Genomic DNA, 18,762 nt, shown 5'->3' with positions numbered 1-18,762 from the left:
ATCGACTTCATCCCTCGGACAACGGCGCGACGCATCGCCGTACAAGGAGCAGGACCATGGCAAAGAGAACACGACACTGGCGCGCCGGCTCGGCGGGCATGGCAGTGCTAGGCCTCACCCTCACAGCTTGCGGCGGCGTGAAGGTCGGTGACAGCACGGCCGGCGCGGGCAGCAGTTCGGGCAAGTGCGGCACGTTCAACCTCGCGGTCAACCCCTGGGTGGGCTACGAGGCCGATGCGGCGGTCGTCGGCTATGTGGCCGAGCACAATCTGGGCTGCAAGGTCGAGAAGAAGGACCTCAAGGCGGAGATCGGCTGGCAGGGGTTCGAGACGGGTGAGGTCGACGCCATCCTGGAGAACTGGGGCCACCCGGACCTGGAGAAGAAGTACATCACCCAGCAGAAGACCGCCGTCGACCTCGGCCCGACCGGCAACAAGGGCGTCATCGGCTGGTACATCCCGCCATGGCTGGCCAAGGCGCACCCGGACATCGTCGACTGGAAGAACCTCAACAAGTACGCGGCCCACTTCAGGACCTCAGAGTCGGGCGGCAAGGGCCAGCTGCTGGACGGCGACGCCTCGTACCAGACCAACGACGCGGCACTGGTGACGAACCTGAAGCTGAACTTCAAGGTGGTGTACGCGGGCAGCGAGACCGCGCTCATCCAGGCCTTCCGCACCGCCGAGAAGAACAAGCAGTGGGTGATCGGCTACTTCTACGAGCCGCAGTGGTTCTTCTCGGAGGTGCCGCTGGTCCACGTCAAGCTGCCCAAGCACACTGCGGGTTGTGACGCCGATCCGGCGAAGGTCGCCTGCGACTACCCCGTGTTCGACCTCGACAAGATCGTCAGCACGAGGTTCGCCAAGTCCGGCAGCCCGGCCTATGACCTGGTGAAGAACTTCAGGTGGAGCAACGCCGACCAGAACACCGTGGCCAAGTACATCGCCGTGGACAGGATGACGCCGGAGGCGGCGGCGAAGAAGTGGATCGAGGCGAACCCCGACAAGGTCAAGGCCTGGCTCGGGTAGTCCGGCCCGACCGCGCAGGGTCAGTCGTCCCGGATGCAGGCGCCGCTGAGGGCCGGAACAGTGGCCTCCGGCCGGGTGAGGGAGCGGGCGCCGAGGCGGAACTGGTCGAGTTTGTCGACGATGGTCCGGCCGACGGGGGTGTGGCCCCAGATGCTGATGCCGTGGTGGGTGGTGGGCTGCCAGGTGGTCTCGTCGATGACGACGGGGTTCCAGCCGACCTCCCACTCGAAGCCCGAGGGGGTGCGGGCGTAGTAGGACAGCTCCCTGTCGTTGGTGTGCTGTCCCACCGACTGGGCCATGTCGAAGCCGAGTTCGCACACCCGTTGGTAGCTGCGGGCGACGTCGTCGAGCCTGGCCACTTCGATGTTGAGGTGCTGGACGCGGGCGCGGACCGGATCGATCGGCAGGCCGCGGACGGCGGCGACGGCGATGGAGTGGTGACGTTCGTTGACGCGCAGGAAGCGGATCTTGAGCTTGACGCCGCTGATGGTCTCGTCGATGTAGTCGGTCAGTCGGGCGTCGAAGACGGTGTTGAAGTAGCCGCGGAGCTGCGTCGGCCTGGTGGACGTGATCGCGATGTGCCCCATGCCGGAGTCGCCGGTGACGAAGCCGGAGGCGAGCATCCGCAGCGGCTCCGCCGACTTCACCGGGGTGGTGTAGATCTCCTGGGTGATGCCCTTGGGTCCGGGGAAGCGCAGCAGACGTTCGACGCCGCGCAGTTCCGCTTCCTCGGCGGTGCCCTCGACGACGGGCACACCGTGGGCCCGTACCCGGGCCTCGATCTGTTCGAAGGTGGTGTGGTCGTCGAGGTGCCAGCCGGTGGCCACGACGTCCTCGGCCGGCCCGCGCCGCAGCAGGAAACGGCACTCCTGGTCGTCGAGCCGGAAGCGCATCACATCGCGGGAGACGGCGTCGTGATGCATGCCGATGGCATCGGTACCGAAGCGGCGCCAGTCGGTGAAGCGGTTGGTCCCGATGACGAGGTGGCCGAGGTGAACCGCGCCGAACACGGACGGCGTTCCCGGGGCGCCGTTCATCGCCGGCCCGCCAGGAAGTCGGCGCACAGCCGGTTGAAGAGGTCGGCGCGTTCGAACTGGACCCAGTGGCCGGTGTTGGCGACCATGTACAGGTCGCAGTCGGGCATGCGGTCGGCCAGCATCCGCCCGCCGCTCGGCCGGTTGACCTTGTCCGCGGCACCCCACAGCACCAGGGTGGGCACGGGGAGGCGGGCGTCGCGCGTGAAGTCCATCTTCCACAGGGCGCGCAGCGACTTCGGGCGCCGCAGCGGAGGGGCCGCGACGACCTCGGGGGCGATGCTGTCCTGGTAGCGCAGGTCGATGACGCTGTCCGGCACGTCGGCGGCGTTGAAGACCAGGTAGTTGCGGATGAACTTCTCCAGCTTCAGCCGTGAAGGGCCGTCCCCTGTGTAGTAGTTGAGCAGGCTGTTGAGGCCTGGAGTGGGCAGGGCGCGGCTGGCACCGATGCCGCCGGGGCCCATGAGGAGCATGCGGTCGACCCGGTCGGGGGTGTCCAGGGCGATGCGCAGCGCACAGGCACCGCCGAGGGAGTTGCCGACCAAGTGGGCCTTGTCCAGGCCGAGTCGGTCGAGCAGACCGCGGATGGAATCGGCGACGCTCCCGAACGGGTCGGCGACGTCGATGCCCTTGGTGCTGCGTCCGTAACCGGGCATGTCGGGCACGATGACCCGGTACTCCTTGGCCAACTCGCCGATATTGCGGGCGTAGTTGGAGACACCGGAGGCGCCGGGGCCGCCGCCGTGCAGGAGCAGCACGGGCGGGCCGTCGCCGGTCTCGGCGACGAAGATTTCCTGTCCTGCAGCCAGCCGCCGAAGCCCGGTACACGGCCGAGGGCGCGCAGGGCGGGGTTCCGGATCCGAATGACCACGCGGTGCCGTTCGGTGATGATCCGCCCGACGAACACCGCCCGCTTGGTGACCTCCTTGACGTGCGGCTTACGCTCGTCCTCGTAGCTGTCGAGCACCGACTCGGGCAGTTCGCAGCGCAGCACGCCGTCGAGCTTCCAGCACAGGTTGGCCGCGTCCCGCACGCCTGCGGCCATGCCCTGGCCGATCCACGGCGGCATGGCGTGCGCGGCGTCACCGGCCAAGAACACTCTGCCCACCCGGAAACGGGCGGCGAAGCGGACGTGGTGGCTGTAGACGGTGACCCGCAGGATCTCGATCCGGTCCCGGCCGATCCCGTACCGGGCCAGCATCGAGCGGATCGCCTCGTGGGTGGTCAGGTACCTCTCGTCGTCGCCCGGCAGGATCGGGAACTCCCAGCGGTGATGGCCGAGCGGGGTCGGGCAGTCCACGGCCGGGCGGGCCGGGTCGCAGCGGAAGCGCAGCCGGTCGTGGTCCGGCCACGGCTTGAGCATCTTGGTGTCGACGCCCACCCAGCGGTCCTCGAACGTGCGGCCCTCGTAGCCGACGTTGAGCCGGCCGCGGGTGAGGCTGGAGCCGCCGTCGGCCGCGATGACGTAGGAGGCGCGCAGGCGGCGTACGGAATCATCTGCCGTGCCGGCCACCGTCAGCTCGACACCGTCCGCATCCTGCTGCAGCCGCAGACACTCGTGGCGCAGCCGCACCTCCACATTCGGGTAGCGGTCGACGCCGTCACGCAGGACCTGCTCCAGGGCCGGCTGGTAGATGAACATCTGCGGCGGATGGCCGTGACTGCGCGGGGTGGGGTGGGCGCTGAGGAAGGGGCGGCCGTTCGCGTCGACGACGTCGAGCGGGCGCTCGGCCAGCATGTCCTGCTTGAGCCGCTCGGCCAGGCCGATGCGCTGCCAGATCCGTACGACCTCCTCGTCGGTGGAGATGGCTCGGGCCCGGGAGAACACCTCCGCGTCGCGTTCCAGCACGACGGCCCTGAGGCCCATCGCTCCCAGCAGGTTCGCCGCGGTGACACCCGTGGGTCCGTAGCCGATCACCGCCACGTCGTAGGCGCTGTCCTCGGCTCCAGCTCTGTCCTGAGCTCCGATCCCGCTCACCGGACCGCCTCACTGTCGTCCCTGTTGCGATGTGTCGGTAACGCGTTGATGTAGCGTTCACTCCAATTGGAGTAGTCGCTACGGTAAGATGGGTACCGGAGGCGGTCAAGTGCCGGATACGGCGGAAAGGGCGCATCCGATGACCAGGCCGCAGAGCACGCGCAAGAAACGGGCGAACGGGGTGGAGTCGTTCAAGGACAAGGACGACCTGATCGCCGCGGTCATCGAGCGCAGCTTCGAGAGCCCGCTCGCGGCGGTCGAGCTGCCGGACGCGGAGAAGGCCTGATGCTCGCCCTGGAGCGGCAGCACACCGAGCCACGGGGCCGGACGGTGTTCCTGCAGGTGCGGGACATCGCCGGCCAGAAGCCGGCCGAAGCGATCGGTGAGCTGTTCCCGGAGCTGGACGAGGCCGCCGTACGCACCCTCACCACCCATGCCGTCGCCGGGGCCGACGGGCTGTTCGTGCACCGGGAGATCGACGGCGACGCCGTCGACCTGACGGCGATGTTCGAGCTGCACGCGCAGCTGGTCCACGGCGCGGCCGCCCGCATGGCGGCAAGGAGCACGGAATGCCCCTGACCGACGGGCAACGCGCGGAGGCGGCACGGCTGCTGCGCACGGCCGAGCAGCACGCCACCCCGTTCGAGCCGCTGTCGGCCCTGCTGCCGGGCATGGATCCGGCCGACGCCTACGCCGTCCAGCGGGACAACATCGCTACTTCGCCAACGGCCTGGACACCGGCGTCGATCCCGGCATGTTGACGGCCGTCAACCGCACCAACGCCGAAGCCCTGTTCCCCCGCCTGGGCGGCGCCCCGGTGCCGGCTGCGGCCCAGTCCCCCGCCCCCCGCCTGCGCCAGTCCGCCCAACGGGCCGGGGCGCGGCTCTTCTTCAGGCTCGTCCCACCGGGCGCCCGGTGAAACCCGTATCGGCATGGACATGGGCCTCGCTGGGCGTCCGATCGGAGTGTCACCCCTCGTCCGTCCCCCCGGCGAGGTCGTGGTCAGCGCCGCGGAGCGGCCGGCGGCCCAACCGCCGCCGAATCCGCCGTACTTGCCCGTTGTCCGCGACCGAGTCGAGGAGTCGGCGCCCGGTACCGGGCTCGTACGCCGGGCCCTCCAGACGGAGCAGGGCTGAGTCGCGGACGACGGCGTGTGCGACCGGGGTGTCCGTCTTCGGGAAGGTGACCGGGTGGCGGCCGTCGAGGAGTTTGAGACGGGGTGGGAGGTGGAGTTGGATCGTCGTGCCGTCGAGGGCGGGGATCAGTTCGGCGTCCAGCGTCAGGGCAGAGACCGTGACCTTGATGCGAGCCGGGGCTCGGCCTGCCCCCGCCGCCACGTACGGCAGTGGGAGCGAACGTCTGCCGCGTGCTGTGTTCGCCGCGGCGGCGCCGGCCGTGTCGGGGCCGAGCCTGCGCTGGCGCTGGTCCACGTCGAGGGCGAGCTGGCCGCCGGCCGTCCAGTACGGGAGCGCAAGCCGGCCGCCGGTCAACGCCGGGTTCGTGGCCGGGGTGCCCGGGGTGCCGTCGCCGGTGACGCGGACCATCCGGTCCACGCCGAGGAGTTGGACGTACGCCCACACGTCGTGCACCCCGCGCTCCAGCGGACGGCCGCCGGCCAGCCGCTCGGGATCGAGGATCAGCCGTCCCGAGGCGACCAGCCGTGAGCGGCCCTCGCCGAGCGGCTCCAGCCGCACCTCCAGGTCGCCCTCGGGGTACCACCAGTCCTCACGGTCCCGGTCCTTGACCACCAGTTCCGCGTACGCCAGCCGGAACGGGTCGCGGACGTCCCAGCCGTCCTCCGCGCCGGGCACGCCCGCCAGCAGCTCGGGGTCCAGCCAATGCTTACCGTCCCGCTCGACCAGGGCCAGCGGTTCGCCGCCACCGCGCAGCAGGTCGAGGGTGACGTCGGCAACCAGCCGACCGTCCTCCCAGCGCACTCCGCCGACCTCGCTGCGGGCCTTCACCTCGCGGACGCGCTCGGCGAGAACCGACGCGCCGTCGAAGTCGCCGCGTTCGAGGAGTTCGGCGCGTAGCCGGGACACGGCGGGCAGGCCTTCGCGTACGGCCGCCGGGAACTCCGTCAGCGCCAGTTCGCGCGCGGCCTCGAAGCGCTCCTTCTGCTCGCCCGGGTCCTCGCGGAGGATCTCGGGCTCGCGGGTGCGGGAGAGGATCTCGACGTGGTAGAGGCGGTGCAGGAGGCGGTTCTGCAGAGCGTCGATGTCGTCGGAGGCCTCGGTGCCGTCCTTGATCTGGCGGACGACGGTGCGGCAATTGCGCCAGAAGCCGTGCCGGGAGCTGAACCGGTGCTGGGTGTTGTTGCCGCCGTCGGCCCGCTTCATCCAGTAGTAGCAGGGGTAGTCGGCAAGGATCGAGATCCGCTCCGCCTTGAGGTAGGCGGCGCTGACAAAGAGCAGGTCCTCCAGGATCCAGGGGCCCTCGGGGAAGCGCAGGCCGTGCTCCTCGACGAAGGCGCGCCGGAACATCTTGTGCGGCGACATGCTCTGCATGAGCTCGTCGTTCTCGATGGTGCAGGCGTCCACCGTGTGCCGGAACAGCCGTCGGGGCCGGACCATGGTGCTGGACATCTTGCCGAGCACCACGTCGGCGTCGTTGCGCCTGGCGAACTCGTACAGCCGCTCCAGCGCCTCGGGGCCGAGGGTGTCGTCGTGGTCGACGAACTGGATGTACTCGCCCCGGGCATGACTCATGCCCAGGTTGCGCGGTGCGCCCGGCCAGCCCGAGTTGGGGCGGGTGTGCACCTGCACGTTCGGGTACTCCGCCGCGATCTTCTCCAGACGGGCCAGGGTGTCGTCCGTCGAACCGTCGTCGACGTAGATGACCTCGTACTCGTCGGCGGGCAGCGACTGCCTCAGCAGCGACGGCGCACATTCGTCGACGTACTTCCCGGTGTTGTATACGGGCACGACGACGCTGACCTTGACTCTCGGCATCCGACTGACGTTACCCGGCCGCCGGAAGGACGAACGGGCGGAAATCGGCCGCCCGGATTCGCCACAGTTCTCCTCTTACGTCATTCATGGGGTGGTCTTACCTGGGACCCTGGAGTGGCCGAAGGGGAAGCGCCGGACGGCATCGTCCGAGGGTCGGCCCCACCGAACAACCGGTGGGGCCGGCCCTCCGACATAGGCGTGGGTGCTCACGCCGTCAACCGTGTGAGCGCAGCCGCCACGGAGTGACGGCTCAGCCGATCTCGACGAGCAGGTCGCCGCCCTCCACCTGCTGGATCTTGTTGATGGCCAGCCGGCCGACGGTGCCCGCCTTGGGGGCGGTGATCGCGGCCTCCATCTTCATGGCCTCGATGGTGGCCACGGTCGCACCGGCGTCCACCTCGTCGCCCTCGGCGACCGCGAGGGTGACCACGCCGGCGAACGGGGCAGCGACGTGGCCCGGGTTGGTCCGGTCGGCCTTCTCCGTCACCGGGACGTCGGAGGCGGCCGCCTTGTCACGCACCTGGATCGGGCGGAGCTGGCCGTTCAGGGTGGACATCACAGTGCGCATGCCGCGCTCGTCGGCCTCGCCGACCGCCTCCAGCTCGATCAGCAGCCGGACGCCGGGTTCGAGGTCGACGGAGTACTCCTTGCCCGGGCGCAGCCCGTAGAAGAAGTCCTTGCTGTCCAGCACGCTGGTGTCGCCGTAGGCCTGACGGTGGGTCTCGTAGTCGCGGGTCGGGCCCGGGAAGAGAAGACGGTTGAGGGTGGCGCGGGGGTCCTTCGCCAGGCCCTCGCGGTCCTCCGTGCTGAGCTCCTGGACCGGCCTGGGCTCGGCGCGGCCCTCAAGTGCCTTGGTGCGGAAGGGCTCCGGCCAGCCGCCGGGCGGGGTGCCCAGCTCGCCGCGCAGGAAACCGATGACGGAGTCGGGGATGTCGTACCGGTTCGGGGTCGCCTCGAAGTCGGCCGGGTCCACCCCGGCGCCCACCAGGTGCAGGGCGAGGTCGCCGACCACCTTGGAGGACGGGGTGACCTTGACCAGGCGGCCCAGCATCCGGTCCGCGGAGGCGTAGAGGTCCTCGATCTCCTCGAAGCGGTCGCCGAGGCCGAGCGCGACGGCCTGGGTGCGCAGGTTGGAGAGCTGGCCGCCGGGGATCTCGTGGTGGTAGACGCGGCCCGTCGGGGAGGCGAGGCCCGCCTCGAAGGGGGCGTAGACCCTGCGGACGCTCTCCCAGTACGGCTCCAGGTCGCCGACCGCCTGGAGGTCGAGGCCGGTCGGGCGGTCCGAGTGGTCCGTGGCGGCGACGATCGCCGACAGGGAGGGCTGGGACGTCGTGCCCGCCATCGACGCCACCGCGCCGTCCACCGCGTCCGCGCCCGCCTGGATCGCCGCAAGGTAGGTGCCGAGCTGGCCGCCCGCCGTGTCGTGGGTGTGCAGATGGACCGGCAGGTCGAATTCACGGCGCAGCGCGGAGACGAGCTTGGCGGCGGCCGGGGCGCGCAGCAGGCCCGCCATGTCCTTGACGGCCAGGACGTGCGCGCCCGCCTCGACGATCTGCTCGGCCAGGCGGAGGTAGTAGTCGAGGGTGTACAGGCGCTCGTTCGGGTCGGACAGGTCCGAGGTGTAGCAGAGGGCGACCTCGGCGATCGCCGTGCCCGTCTCGCGTACGGCGTCGATGGCGGGGCGCATCTGGCCGACGTCGTTGAGGGCGTCGAAGATGCGGAAGATGTCGATGCCGGTGGCGGCGGCCTCCTGGACGAAGGCGTCGGTCACCTCGGTCGGGTACGGGGTGTAGCCCACGGTGTTGCGGCCGCGCAGCAGCATCTGCAGGCAGATGTTGGGAACGGCCTCCCGGAGGGCTGCGAGGCGCTCCCACGGGTCCTCGGCGAGGAAGCGCAGCGCGACGTCGTACGTCGCTCCGCCCCAGCACTCCAGGGACAGCAGCTCGGGCAGGGTCCGTGCGACCACCGGGGCGACCGCGAGGAGGTCCTTGGTGCGGACGCGGGTGGCGAGCAGGGACTGGTGGGCGTCGCGGAAGGTGGTGTCGGTGACGCCGATGGTCGGCGACTCGCGCAGCGCGCGGGCGAATCCCTCCGGGCCGAGCTCGACCAGCCGCTGACGCGAGCCGGCGGGCGGCTCCCCGGCGGGCAGCGCCGGCAGCTTGCTGACGGGTTCGATCAGCTCGGGGCGCTCGCCGTTCGGCTTGTTCACCGTCACATCGGCCAGGTAGGTGAGCAGCTTGGTGCCGCGGTCGGCGGAGGAGCGGGAGGTGAGCAGGTGCGGGCGCTGCTCGATGAACGACGTCGTGACCCGCCCGGCCTGGAAGTCCGGGTCGTCAAGGACCGCCTGCAGGAAGGGAATGTTGGTGGCCACACCGCGGATGCGGAACTCGGCGACGGCGCGCCGGGCCCGGCCGATCGCGGTCTTGAAGTCCCGGCCCCGGCAGGTGAGCTTGACCAGCATCGAGTCGAAGTGGGCGCTGATCTCCGTACCGGCGTGGGTGGTTCCGCCGTCGAGGCGGATGCCGGAGCCGCCGGGTGAGCGGTAGGCGCTGATGCGGCCGGTGTCCGGGCGGAAGCCGTTGGCCGGGTCCTCGGTGGTGATACGGCACTGCAGGGCCGCGCCGTGCAGCTTCACCGTCTCCTGGGACAGGCCGAGGTCGGCGAGGGTCTCGCCGGAGGCGATGCGCAGCTGGGACTGGACGAGGTCGACGTCGGTGACCTCCTCGGTGACCGTGTGCTCGACCTGGATGCGCGGGTTCATCTCGATGAAGACGTGGTTGCCCTCGCGGTCCAGCAGGAACTCCACCGTGCCGGCGTTGCGGTAGCCGATCTCGCGGGCGAAGCGCACCGCGTCCGCGCAGATGCGGTCGCGCAGGGCCGGGTCGAGGTTGGGTGCGGGGGCGAGTTCGACGACCTTCTGGTGTCGGCGCTGGACGGAACAGTCCCGCTCGTACAGGTGGATGACGTTGCCCTCGCCGTCGGCGAGGATCTGCACCTCGATGTGGCGGGGGTCGACGACGGCCTTCTCCAGGAAGACGGTGGAGTCGCCGAACGCGGAGGCCGCCTCGCGGGACGCCGCCTCGATGGACTCGCGCAGTTGGGCCGGGTCCTCGACGCGGCGCATTCCGCGTCCGCCGCCGCCCGCGACCGCCTTCACGAACACCGGGAAGCCGATCTCGTCGGCCGCGCGGACGAGTTCGTCGATGTCGTTCGAGGGTGCGGAGGAGCCGAGCACCGGGACGCCGGCCGCGCGGGCGGCGGCCACCGCGCGGGCCTTGTTGCCGGTCAGCTCGAGGGTCTGCGCGCTCGGCCCGACGAAGGTGATGCCCGCTTCCTCGCAGGCCTTCGCCAGCTCGGGGTTCTCGGACAGGAAGCCGTAGCCGGGGTAAACGGCGTCGGCGCCCGCCTGCCGCGCCGCACGCACGATTTCCTCGACGGACAGGTACGCGCGGACCGGGTGACCCGGCTGGCCGATCTCGTACGCCTCGTCGGCCTTGAGCCGGTGCAGCGAATTTCGGTCCTCGTGCGGGAAGACGGCGACGGTCCTTGCGCCCAGCTCGTAGCCTGCGCGGAACGCCCTGATCGCGATCTCACCACGGTTGGCTACCAGCACCTTGCGGAACATCGCCGCTCCCTTCAGCCTGCGGATGACGTCCCCCATGGTGTCGGTGACATGCCCTTCTGGCCATGTGAGCCGGGCCACTCGCACCGCGTGTCGTCGTGCAGAGGTGGGAACCGGTCAGGAAGTTTCAGGCACTCCCCCGGTCGGCTGCCGCCTTTTTGATGGCCTCACGGATGCGGGCGTAGGTGCCGCAGCGGCAGACGTTCTCGATGGCGTCGATGTCGGCGTCGGTCGGATCGGGGGTCCTCTTCAGCAGGGCCGCGGCGGCCATGATCTGACCGGGCTGGCAGAAGCCGCACTGCGAGACGTCGCAGTCGATCCAGGCCTGCTGCACGGGGTGCAGGGTGTCGCCGTCGGCCAGGCCCTCGATGGTGGTGACCCTGCGGTCCGCGCAGTCCTTGACCTTGACGACGCAGGGCTGGATCTCCTCCCCGTCGAGATGGCTGGTGCAGGCGCGGCAGACGCCGACGCCGCAGCCGTATTTGGGGCCGGTGACGTGCAACAGGTCGCGCAGCACCCACAGCAGCGGCATGTCGGCGGGGGCCTCGACGGTGACCTTCTCGCCGTTGAGGGTGAAGGAGTAGGAGGGCATCGGTACCTTCTCGAAGGCTGATCCGGCGGCGGTCAGAAGTTGAGGGGGAAGCGGCGGGGCTTGGTGTTGGTGGCCCGGGCGTAGGCGTTGGCGACGGCTCCGGAGGCGGCCGGGACACCGAGTTCGCCGGCGCCGCCGGGCTCCCCCTCGGACGGCATGATGTGCGCCTCGAAGTGCAGCGGGGCGTGCCGCTGGCGGGCCCACCGGAAGTCGGCGAAGCTGCCCTCGCGCACGGCGCCCCGGTCGATGTGCAGGCCGGCCTGCAGCACGGTGGAGATCCCGTCGACGGCGGTGCCCATGAGCTGAGCCTGAAGGCCACGCGGGTTGACGGCGGTGCCGACGTCGGCCGCCATCACCACCTTGGTCACCCGCGGGTGCTTCGGATCGGTGGCGTCGATCTCGGCCAGACAGGCGACGCAGGAGCCGTACTCCTCGTGGACGGCCACGCCCTGCGCATGCCCGTCCGGCATGGCCCGCCCCCAGCTCCCGGCGGCGGCCACCTTGTCGAGCACCGCCTTGACGGCCTTGCTCCGCAGAACCGTACGGCGGAAGGCGACAGGATCCTTGCCGAGGCTCCTGGCCACCTCGTCCACGACGATCTCCTCGGCGGTGCGCACCATCCCGGAGTCCACCGACCGCCAGGCGCCGAGCGGCATCGCGAGTCCGATGCCGCCGGAGTCCCCGGAGAGGCGACCGAAGTTGTACAGCCCGGAGTCGCTGGGCAGACCGGCGGCGCCCTCAAGGGGCGCGGAGCTGTAGCGATCTGCGGCTGCGGCGCGATGGGGGTCCCCCCGCTCGAGCGAAATCGAGAGTGGGGGAGCGATCTGCCACGACGCACTCGCAAGCTGTGGCACCGCATTCCCGGCGGAGCGCTTGGGCAGCGGACCGGCCGTCTGCACGTGCCTCGGCCGGACGAAGGTCGCCTGGTTCGCGGTTCCCTTCTTGCCGGACGACTCGCCCACCTCGGCCATCGCATGGGCGAAGGCGACCACTCTGCCGCCGGAGTGGCTGACGCGGAAGCGGTGGTGGCTGGCGGGGCGCATCCGGCCGTGGCGGGTGTCGTCGCCCCGACTCCACATCAGCTTGACCGGCCGGTGGGCCGCCTTCGAGATCAGAGCCGCCTCGATGGCCGCGTCGAAGTTCAGCCGCCGTCCGAAGGAGCCGCCGCCGCGCAGCACATGCACGGTGACCGCAGACGCCGGCAGTCCGGTCGCCGAGGCGATGCTGTCCCGGGCGTCCGTGGGCGTCTGGGAGGAGAACCAGATCTCGGCCTTGTGGGCGCGTACGTCCGCGATCGCGGTCAGCACCTCCATCGGGGCGTGGCTGACGAAGGCGAACTCGAACTCGGCCTCGACCTGTGTCGATCCGCGCGGCGGGGAGCCCAGGTGCGGGACCGCGGCCTTGAGCCGGGAGCGGATCTGCGCGTCGGAGAGTGCGGCCAGCGGGCCGGGCGCCCACTTGATCTTCAAGGCGTCGCGGGCCTGGAAGGCGTGGTGGAAGGACTCGGCCACCACGGCAACCCCGCCGGGGACCTTGACGACGGCGTGCACACCGGGCAGGGCGCGGGCGGCCCGGTCGTCGACGGAGACGAGCTTTCCGCCGAGCGTCGGCGGTCGGGCCACCACGGTCGGCATCGCCCCCGCCACGGACAGGTCCCCGGTGTACTTCGCCTTGCCGGTGACGATGTCCCGGGCGTCGATACGGGTCGTGGGCCGGCCGATCAGCTTGTGCCGGGAGGCCGGTTTGGGCTTGGCGGACACGGAGGTACGGCGGATCCGGGCGGCGCTCGCGCTCAGTGAGCCGAAGGTGGCGGTACGGCCGTCCGGTGCGATCACCGTCGTGTTCCCGGTGCGCAGGCTCCAGGCGGGCAGGTGCCAGCGTCTGGCGGCGGCGGTCACCAGTCTGGCCCGTGCGGTGGCGGCCAGTTGGCGGGCGGGTCCGTACAGGGATACGACCGAGTTCGAACCGCCGGTGTACTGGTTGCCCTTGGTCCGGGCGTCTGCCAGGGGGATGTCGACGTCGGCGAGGCGGGCGTCCAGCTCCTCGGCGATCATCATGGCGACGGCGGTCGTGATGCCCTGGCCGACCTCGACCCGCGGCAGCCGTACGACGATCCTGTTGGCGGGGGTGACCTCCAGGACGAGCATCTCGTCGTCGGCGCCGGTCACCAGGACGTCGGAGGGTCCGCGGGCGGGCTCGGAGCCCTGGGCCGGGGAGGTGTCGCAGGCCAGCGGGGCGGCGATGGTGAGCGTGGCCGCTGACAGGGAGTACACCATGAACCGGCGGCGGGACACCGCGTGCCGTGGGGCGCCTGCGTCCCCGGCCGGGCCGGTGGGTGCGGCGGAGGACTCGATGCCGTCCAACAGACACTCCTCGCGGGTCGTCCGACTGATAGGTCAACAGGTATGAGGTGCCAGTAGGGCCGTGGGTTGCCTGAGAGCCCTCACACCGCCGTCCGGTTCCGGCCTGTCGCGCGCGGCCTGGCTCCCTCCGCGCCCGCTCCTCCGTAGGCTCTGCTTGCTGCCCCCCGGGGCGCTGCCCGCCCCGGTAGGACGCTCCGACACCCGACCTACGGAGAACCATGGCCGACGCCAGCCCCCAGGCCCGTGCCGTCACACTGCTGGGCCGCCCCAAGCTGTGGCTCATGCCCACCGTCCTGACCGGACTGCTCGCCTTCCTGCTGGCCCTGCTCTACATGGGCGGCATCGTCAACCCGCAGCGCGATCTGCACCACCTGCCCATCGCCCTGGTCAACGCCGACACCGGCAAACCGCCGGCCGGGCAGAAGCAGAACGCGGGCACGCAGATCGCCGCGGCCATCACCGCCGACAAGTCGAACAACAAGGCCCAGTGGCGCACGCGCAGCCTCGCCCAGGCCCAGGACGACCTCGACTCCGGGAAGGTCTACGGCGCCCTGGTCATCCCCTCCGACTTCACCACGTCCATCACGGCACTGACCACGCCCGGCGCCACCGCCCGGCCGACGATGACGGTGCTCACCAACCCCGGTAAGGGCAGCCTGGGTTCGTCCCTCGCCAGTCAGATCACCCAGGCCGCGGCGCACCAGGCCTCGCAGACCGTCGGCAGGCAGCTGACTGCGGCCGTGGGCACCCGGGCGAACTCCACGACCAAGCTGCTGCTGGCCGACCCGGTGAACGTCGTCACCCAGGTCGGCCACCCGATCGGCAGCCACAGCGGCCTCGGGCTGAGCGCCTTCTACTACACGCTGCTGCTCGTGCTGGCCGGCTTCCTCGGCGGCAACGTCATCAGCAACGCCGTCGACACCGGCCTCGGCTACGCCGACAACGAGATCGGCCCCTGGCACACCCGACGTCCCACCGTCCCGATCAACCGCACCCAGACCCTGCTGCTGAAGATGGCCATGACGGCCGGCATCACCGTCATCAGCGTCTCCCTGGTCATGCTCGCCACCATCAGCCTCCTGGGTATGGACGCCACCCACATCCCGCTGCTGTGGATCTACTCCTACTGCGCCTCCCTCGCCGTCGGCCTGGGCGTACAGGCCATCAACGCGGCCTTCGGCGGCATCGGCCAGCTGGTGTCCATGTTCGTGTTCATCGTCCTGGGCCTGCCCTCCTCGGGCGCCACCGTCCCCCTCCAGGCCATCCCCGGCTTCTACCGCTTCCTGTCCCACTTCGAGCCCATGCGCCAGCTCAGCGACGGTGTCCGCGCCATCCTCTACTTCGAGGCCCGCGGGGACGCCGGCCTGACCCGCTCCTGGATCATGATCGCGATCGGCGCGGCCCTGGGCCTGCTCTTCGGCTTCGCGATGACGCGGTACTACGACCGCAAGGGGCACCAGCGGCTGACGCCGCAGCCTGCCCATGCCCACACCTGATACTGGCTGATCATGAGGACCAACGAACCGTACCTGCCGCAGGAAAGCCCGTCCGGTCTCGTCCGGCCGCGGACCGACCGTGACCTCGACGCCTGCGTCGAGGTTCTCGCCGCCGTGCACCGGCACAGCGGCTATCCGGTCAACTGGCCCGAGCACCCGGCCGATTGGCTGACCCCGCGTTCTCTGCTGGCGTCCTGGGTGGCCGAGTTCGACGGCCGTGTGGTCGGCCATCTCGGCCTGTCCCGGGCCGCCGAGGGGGACGCGGCGCCCGGGGTGTGGGCTGCCCGCGCGGGAGTCGACGTCGACGTCACCACCGTGGTCGGCCGGTTGTTCGTGTCACCGGCCGCACGCGGGCACGGGCTGGGCGCCGCGCTGATGGCACGGGCCGTCGAGGAGGCCCGGGCGCTGGGACTGCACCCCGTGCTCGACGTCGTCGACTCCGATACCGCGGCGACGGCCCTGTACGAGCGCCTGGGCTGGGAGTTGCTCGATGTCGTCGAGCAGCGCTGGGCACCGGAGCAGGTGGTGTCGCTGCGTTGCTATGCGGCGCCCGAGCCGTCCCGGTGACGGTCTCGCCGTTGCGGGGGCAGGGAGCGGACGCCGCGCCGCTGCGAAGAAACCAGGAACCGGCCGGCCCACAGCAACCCCGCCGCCGACATCACGCCGCGTGCAACCCTCTCGCAACCTTGCCCGTGCTGCCCTGAACCCATGTATGAGGAGACCCCGCGCGTCGAACTCACCCCCGCCGCCACCGACCTGCTGCGCCGGCTGCGCGCCACGCACGGCCCGCTGATGTTCCACCAGTCCGGCGGCTGCTGCGACGGCAGCGCGCCCATGTGCTACCCGGAGGGCGAGTTCCGCACCGGCGGCTCCGATGTGCTGCTCGCGGAGCTGCAGGTCGACGGCGTGCCGGAACCCGTGACGTTCTGGATGTCGCGCAGCCAGTACGAGGTCTGGAGCCACACCCGGCTGATCGTGGACGTCGTAGCAGGCCGTGGCAGTGGTTTCTCGCTGGAAGCACCCGAGGGGGTGCGTTTTCTCACCCGTTCTCGCGTAGTCGGCGCATAGACATCCCGCGGGCCACCACGATCTGATGCACTTCCCCTGAGACCCGAGAAAGTTGACGATCCCTCAGGGGGAACTGTGACGCATCGTCAAAGGCGTTTCTCAGCAGGCAGATCCGAGGCAAGGGTTCGGACGTCGGTCAGATCGGCACTGACGTTTCTCACGGCATTCGGCGCGCTGGCCGGTGCGGCCCTGGTGGGGGCGGCACCGGCCAGCGGTGTGGAGAGCGGCACCGCGCTCGCGCCGGGAGTCACCTACAAGCAGTTCGACGTCCAGGGCGCCAAGGGCGTGACCCACGCCCATCTGCTCACCGTCGACCTGCGCAACAAGCACGTACACCTCGGCCTGCTGTATCCGGGAGCCGTGGCCGCACGTGCCGCCGTCTCCAGGATGGCCGACGCACAAGGGGCCGTCGCGGGCATCAACGGTGACTTCTTCAACATCTCCGAGACCCAGCATCCGGGTGTGGAAGTGACGGGTTCTACCGACGGGCCGGCGATCGCGAACGGGCATGTGCTCAAGGCGTCGGTGCCGGACGGGCAGCGCTTCGGGCCGGCCCTGCCTCCGGGCACCACCACCCGGGACGTGCTCGGCGTGGGCGTCGACCGCAGGGCCCGGCTGGACCGTCTGACGCTGACCGGGTCGGTCCGCACTCCGGCGGGACGGCTGCCGCTGGGCGGCCTCAACCAGTACGCGCTGCCGGAGGATTCGGTGGGCGCCTTCACCTCCGACTGGGGCAGCGTGTCACGGGTCCGTGCCACCTGCGGCACGGACACCGACCGGGCGGCCGCCTGCAGCACGGACACCTACGAGGTGACGGTCCGTAAGGGCCGGGTCGTCTCCACGTCCGACGCGCCGGGCAAGGGCGCCATCGCGGCCGGGACCACGGTGCTCGTCGGCCGGGAGGCGGGCGCGCAGCGGCTGCGGAAGTTCTTCAAGGGCGAGCCGGTGACGGTGACGCACCGGCTGGTCTCCGCCACCTACCGGAAGGCGTACAACTTCGCGCTCGGCGGCTACCCGGTCCTCAAGGGCGGCCAGCCCCTCGCGGGCCTCGACGACGCGACCGGGGCCGTGCGCACGGCCGTCGGCATCGCGGGCGGCGGGAAGCGGCTGCTGCTGTTCGCGCTGGACGGTGCGCCCGCCTACCGCAAGGGCCTGACGATCGCCGAAGTGGCCGACACCATGCGGGCGTTGGGCTCGACCGACGCCTTCAGTCTGGACGGCGGCGGATCGTCCACCCTGGTCGCCCGCGTGCCCGGGGCGGCCACCGTCTCCGTACGGAATCACCCGTCCGTCGCTGCGGAACGACCGGTCCCGAACGGTATCGGGGTGTTCTCGACGTCCTGAACGGCATCGTGAGCAGCCTCAGGGCCTGAGGCTGCTCACGATGCCCGCCGTCGCCGTGACGCCGCTGTGAATGGTCGGCGCGATGTGCGTGCCGGCCAGGTAGAAGCCGAGCAGTGTGCACACCAGGGCGTGGGAGATCTTCAGTCCGCCGTTGCGGGTGAAGATCACCGCCAGGACCAGCAGCAGTACCACCACTGAGATGGAAATCGCCATTGTCAAACTCCTCCGCTGCGCCGCCACTTCCGGTTCGCGACGTTCGGCCGCAAGTGTGGCGTAGCGGAGGGTTCGTCCGGGCGGCTGACCTGTCCGCCGAACGTGTGGTGTCTACGCCGACCGGTGGGCGTCCAGGAATGTCTCAAGACCGGCGAGGTCGTCGGTGTTGAAGTAGTCGACGCCTGCGGCGAGCAGTTCGGTCCACAGGGCGTCCCGGGCGGGACCGGCGAGGTCGGGGGTGTTCCAGAAGCGCACCTTCTGCCCGCGCGCATGTGCCTGGCCGATGATGCCGCGCAGCTTCTGCCGCTCGGCGTCGGGGAACGTGCCCTCGCCGAGCCAGGTGAAGTTGAGCTGCCAGTTGTCGCTGATCAGCGGGATGAAGGAGGCGGGCGCCGGGGTGCCGAGGTCGGTGAGCCGGCCGTCGTAGAAGGCCCGCCGTACGGTCTGGGCCTCCATCGGTGTACGGGCGGCACGGTCGCCGGAGATCACGTTGGTGACCGCGCCGGGGTGCACACGGCCGTGGGCGTAGGTGGTGAACAGGTGCTTGTAGCGCCGGAGATGGCGGTCGAGTTCGAGGTACGTCGAGGAGCCCTCGGTCTTGATGTCGATGAGCAGCTGGAGCGGCCTGCGGTAGCCGCGGTACACGGAACCGTGGTTGGCCTTGACGAGGGCGGCCAGCGGGTCGAGGTAGAGGGACTCCAGGGTCCGCGTCGGGTCGAGGTCGCTCTCGGTGTGGCCGATGAGGAGCTGGTCGCCGACGAGGAAGATGTCGGCCTCGACGCTGCCGAAGCGGTGGTCGAGGGCGTCGAAGAGGGGGCGCGGATGCTCGTAGTCGTTGTGGGCGTGGGCGCGCCACAACGGGGCACGGTGCTTGTGTTCGTCGGCGAACGCGCTGCCGGCGGGCGGGGCGAGCACTGCCGCGAGCGTGGCGCCGAACGCGGTGAGGGCTCTGCGACGGGTGACGTGGGCCATGTTCTGCCTCCCTGTGGGGCGGGTCTGAACCACAGGGAGTATCGGGCGGAAGGGGCCCCAATGGACCTGCACATGCCAGGAGTTGGCCGGACTGCCGTTGT

General features: G+C 70.5%; 15 protein-coding genes and 2 pseudogenes. 8 read left to right on the top strand and 9 right to left on the bottom strand.

Going from position 1 to position 18,762, the window contains the following annotated elements:
- The first annotated feature begins 56 nt into the window (after positions 1–56).
- A complete protein-coding gene (locus tag IH68_RS0104160) occupies positions 57–1,028 on the top strand; it encodes an ABC transporter substrate-binding protein (RefSeq protein WP_030928428.1) in 972 nt (323 codons plus the stop codon).
- A gap of 20 nt (positions 1,029–1,048) precedes the next feature.
- On the opposite strand, the gene IH68_RS0104155 is transcribed toward IH68_RS0104160, so the two are convergent.
- From IH68_RS0104155 to IH68_RS52710, 3 genes and pseudogenes are all read right to left on the bottom strand, one after another.
- Positions 1,049–2,065: a VOC family protein gene (locus IH68_RS0104155; RefSeq protein ID WP_030928425.1), complete on the bottom strand. Its 1,017-nt coding sequence runs from the start codon at positions 2,063–2,065 to the stop codon at positions 1,049–1,051.
- Complete coding sequence (locus IH68_RS0104150) at positions 2,062–2,871, bottom strand: alpha/beta fold hydrolase (RefSeq protein WP_030928423.1); 810 nt, start codon at positions 2,869–2,871, stop codon at positions 2,062–2,064. The genes IH68_RS0104155 and IH68_RS0104150 overlap by 4 nt, the downstream gene beginning before the upstream one ends.
- Positions 2,859–4,040: pseudogene (locus tag IH68_RS52710) on the bottom strand (bifunctional 3-(3-hydroxy-phenyl)propionate/3-hydroxycinnamic acid hydroxylase); the annotation flags it as partial. The gene IH68_RS0104150 and the pseudogene IH68_RS52710, both read right to left, overlap by 13 nt.
- 139 nt (positions 4,041–4,179) lie before the next feature.
- Here IH68_RS52710 and IH68_RS49610 point away from each other — a divergent pair.
- The 3 genes and pseudogenes from IH68_RS49610 to IH68_RS52705 all read left to right on the top strand — a co-directional run bounded on the left by IH68_RS49610 (position 4,180) and on the right by IH68_RS52705 (position 4,959).
- Positions 4,180–4,619, top strand: a pseudogene (locus IH68_RS49610) (hypothetical protein).
- Positions 4,610–4,801: a hypothetical protein gene (locus IH68_RS0104130; RefSeq protein WP_030928417.1), complete on the top strand. Its 192-nt coding sequence runs from the start codon at positions 4,610–4,612 to the stop codon at positions 4,799–4,801. Before IH68_RS49610 ends, IH68_RS0104130 begins: the two are co-directional and overlap by 10 nt.
- Complete coding sequence (locus IH68_RS52705; protein WP_199931837.1) at positions 4,795–4,959, top strand: hypothetical protein; 165 nt, start codon at positions 4,795–4,797, stop codon at positions 4,957–4,959. Before IH68_RS0104130 ends, IH68_RS52705 begins: the two co-directional genes overlap by 7 nt.
- Before the next feature lie 49 nt (positions 4,960–5,008).
- Here the strand turns inward: IH68_RS52705 and IH68_RS0104120 are convergent, their stop codons facing one another.
- From IH68_RS0104120 to IH68_RS57805, 4 genes are all read right to left on the bottom strand, one after another.
- Entirely contained in the window at positions 5,009–6,991 is a 1,983-nt protein-coding gene (locus IH68_RS0104120) for a glycosyltransferase family 2 protein (RefSeq protein WP_051833161.1), read from the bottom strand.
- 250 nt (positions 6,992–7,241) lie between these two features.
- Entirely contained in the window at positions 7,242–10,616 is a 3,375-nt protein-coding gene (locus IH68_RS0104115) for a pyruvate carboxylase (protein ID WP_030928411.1), read from the bottom strand.
- 124 nt (positions 10,617–10,740) lie between these two features.
- Positions 10,741–11,205 carry a (2Fe-2S)-binding protein gene (locus IH68_RS0104110; protein WP_030928408.1) on the bottom strand — a complete coding sequence of 155 codons (465 nt, stop codon included), beginning with the start codon at positions 11,203–11,205 and terminating at the stop codon, positions 10,741–10,743.
- A 32-nt stretch (positions 11,206–11,237) separates the two neighbouring features.
- Positions 11,238–13,481, bottom strand: coding sequence for a xanthine dehydrogenase family protein molybdopterin-binding subunit (locus IH68_RS57805; RefSeq protein WP_030928405.1), 2,244 nt, complete (start codon positions 13,479–13,481; stop codon positions 11,238–11,240).
- A 305-nt stretch (positions 13,482–13,786) separates the two neighbouring features.
- On the opposite strand from IH68_RS57805, the gene IH68_RS0104100 reads away from it, so the two are divergent.
- The 4 genes from IH68_RS0104100 (at position 13,787) to IH68_RS0104085 (ending at position 17,476) form a co-directional block, all read left to right on the top strand.
- Positions 13,787–15,064 carry a YhgE/Pip domain-containing protein gene (locus IH68_RS0104100; protein ID WP_030928402.1) on the top strand — a complete coding sequence of 426 codons (1,278 nt, stop codon included), beginning with the start codon at positions 13,787–13,789 and terminating at the stop codon, positions 15,062–15,064.
- 12 nt (positions 15,065–15,076) lie between these two features.
- Positions 15,077–15,631, top strand: coding sequence for a GNAT family N-acetyltransferase (locus IH68_RS0104095; RefSeq protein ID WP_030928399.1), 555 nt, complete (start codon positions 15,077–15,079; stop codon positions 15,629–15,631).
- A 141-nt stretch (positions 15,632–15,772) separates the two neighbouring features.
- The gene (locus IH68_RS0104090) at positions 15,773–16,132 is read left to right on the top strand and encodes a DUF779 domain-containing protein (RefSeq protein WP_030928396.1); all 360 of its coding nucleotides are present in this window, start codon (positions 15,773–15,775) and stop codon (positions 16,130–16,132) included.
- Between the two features lie 192 nt (positions 16,133–16,324).
- The gene (locus IH68_RS0104085) at positions 16,325–17,476 is read left to right on the top strand and encodes a phosphodiester glycosidase family protein (protein WP_030928393.1); all 1,152 of its coding nucleotides are present in this window, start codon (positions 16,325–16,327) and stop codon (positions 17,474–17,476) included.
- Positions 17,477–17,494: 18 nt separating this feature from the next.
- On the opposite strand, the gene IH68_RS0104080 is transcribed toward IH68_RS0104085, so the two are convergent.
- Together IH68_RS0104080 and IH68_RS0104075 are read right to left on the bottom strand one after the other, a co-directional pair.
- Complete coding sequence (locus IH68_RS0104080) at positions 17,495–17,689, bottom strand: hypothetical protein (RefSeq protein WP_030928390.1); 195 nt, start codon at positions 17,687–17,689, stop codon at positions 17,495–17,497.
- Positions 17,690–17,800: 111 nt separating this feature from the next.
- The gene (locus IH68_RS0104075) at positions 17,801–18,661 is read right to left on the bottom strand and encodes a phosphatidylinositol-specific phospholipase C/glycerophosphodiester phosphodiesterase family protein (RefSeq protein WP_030928387.1); all 861 of its coding nucleotides are present in this window, start codon (positions 18,659–18,661) and stop codon (positions 17,801–17,803) included.
- Between the last annotated feature and the right edge of the window lie 101 nt (positions 18,662–18,762).

It is taken from the genome of Streptomyces sp. NRRL S-646 (genome assembly GCF_000720765.1).
Taxonomy (GTDB): Bacteria; Actinomycetota; Actinomycetes; order Streptomycetales; family Streptomycetaceae; genus Streptomyces.
This window is presented reverse-complemented; position numbering and strand designations above follow the sequence as displayed.

Coding starts and splice junctions, on each gene's coding strand:
- IH68_RS57805 (WP_030928405.1), bottom strand. CDS start 13,481: ATGGTGTACTCCCTGTCAGCGGCCACGCTCACCATCGCCGCCCCGCTG.
- IH68_RS0104075 (WP_030928387.1), bottom strand. CDS start 18,661: ATGGCCCACGTCACCCGTCGCAGAGCCCTCACCGCGTTCGGCGCCACG.
- IH68_RS0104155 (WP_030928425.1), bottom strand. CDS start 2,065: ATGAACGGCGCCCCGGGAACGCCGTCCGTGTTCGGCGCGGTTCACCTC.
- IH68_RS0104080 (WP_030928390.1), bottom strand. CDS start 17,689: ATGGCGATTTCCATCTCAGTGGTGGTACTGCTGCTGGTCCTGGCGGTG.
- IH68_RS0104095 (WP_030928399.1), top strand. CDS start 15,077: ATGAGGACCAACGAACCGTACCTGCCGCAGGAAAGCCCGTCCGGTCTC.
- IH68_RS0104120 (WP_051833161.1), bottom strand. CDS start 6,991: ATGCCGAGAGTCAAGGTCAGCGTCGTCGTGCCCGTATACAACACCGGG.
- IH68_RS52705 (WP_199931837.1), top strand. CDS start 4,795: ATGTTGACGGCCGTCAACCGCACCAACGCCGAAGCCCTGTTCCCCCGC.
- IH68_RS0104110 (WP_030928408.1), bottom strand. CDS start 11,205: ATGCCCTCCTACTCCTTCACCCTCAACGGCGAGAAGGTCACCGTCGAG.
- IH68_RS0104090 (WP_030928396.1), top strand. CDS start 15,773: ATGTATGAGGAGACCCCGCGCGTCGAACTCACCCCCGCCGCCACCGAC.
- IH68_RS0104100 (WP_030928402.1), top strand. CDS start 13,787: ATGGCCGACGCCAGCCCCCAGGCCCGTGCCGTCACACTGCTGGGCCGC.
- IH68_RS0104130 (WP_030928417.1), top strand. CDS start 4,610: ATGCCCCTGACCGACGGGCAACGCGCGGAGGCGGCACGGCTGCTGCGC.
- IH68_RS0104160 (WP_030928428.1), top strand. CDS start 57: ATGGCAAAGAGAACACGACACTGGCGCGCCGGCTCGGCGGGCATGGCA.
- IH68_RS0104115 (WP_030928411.1), bottom strand. CDS start 10,616: ATGTTCCGCAAGGTGCTGGTAGCCAACCGTGGTGAGATCGCGATCAGG.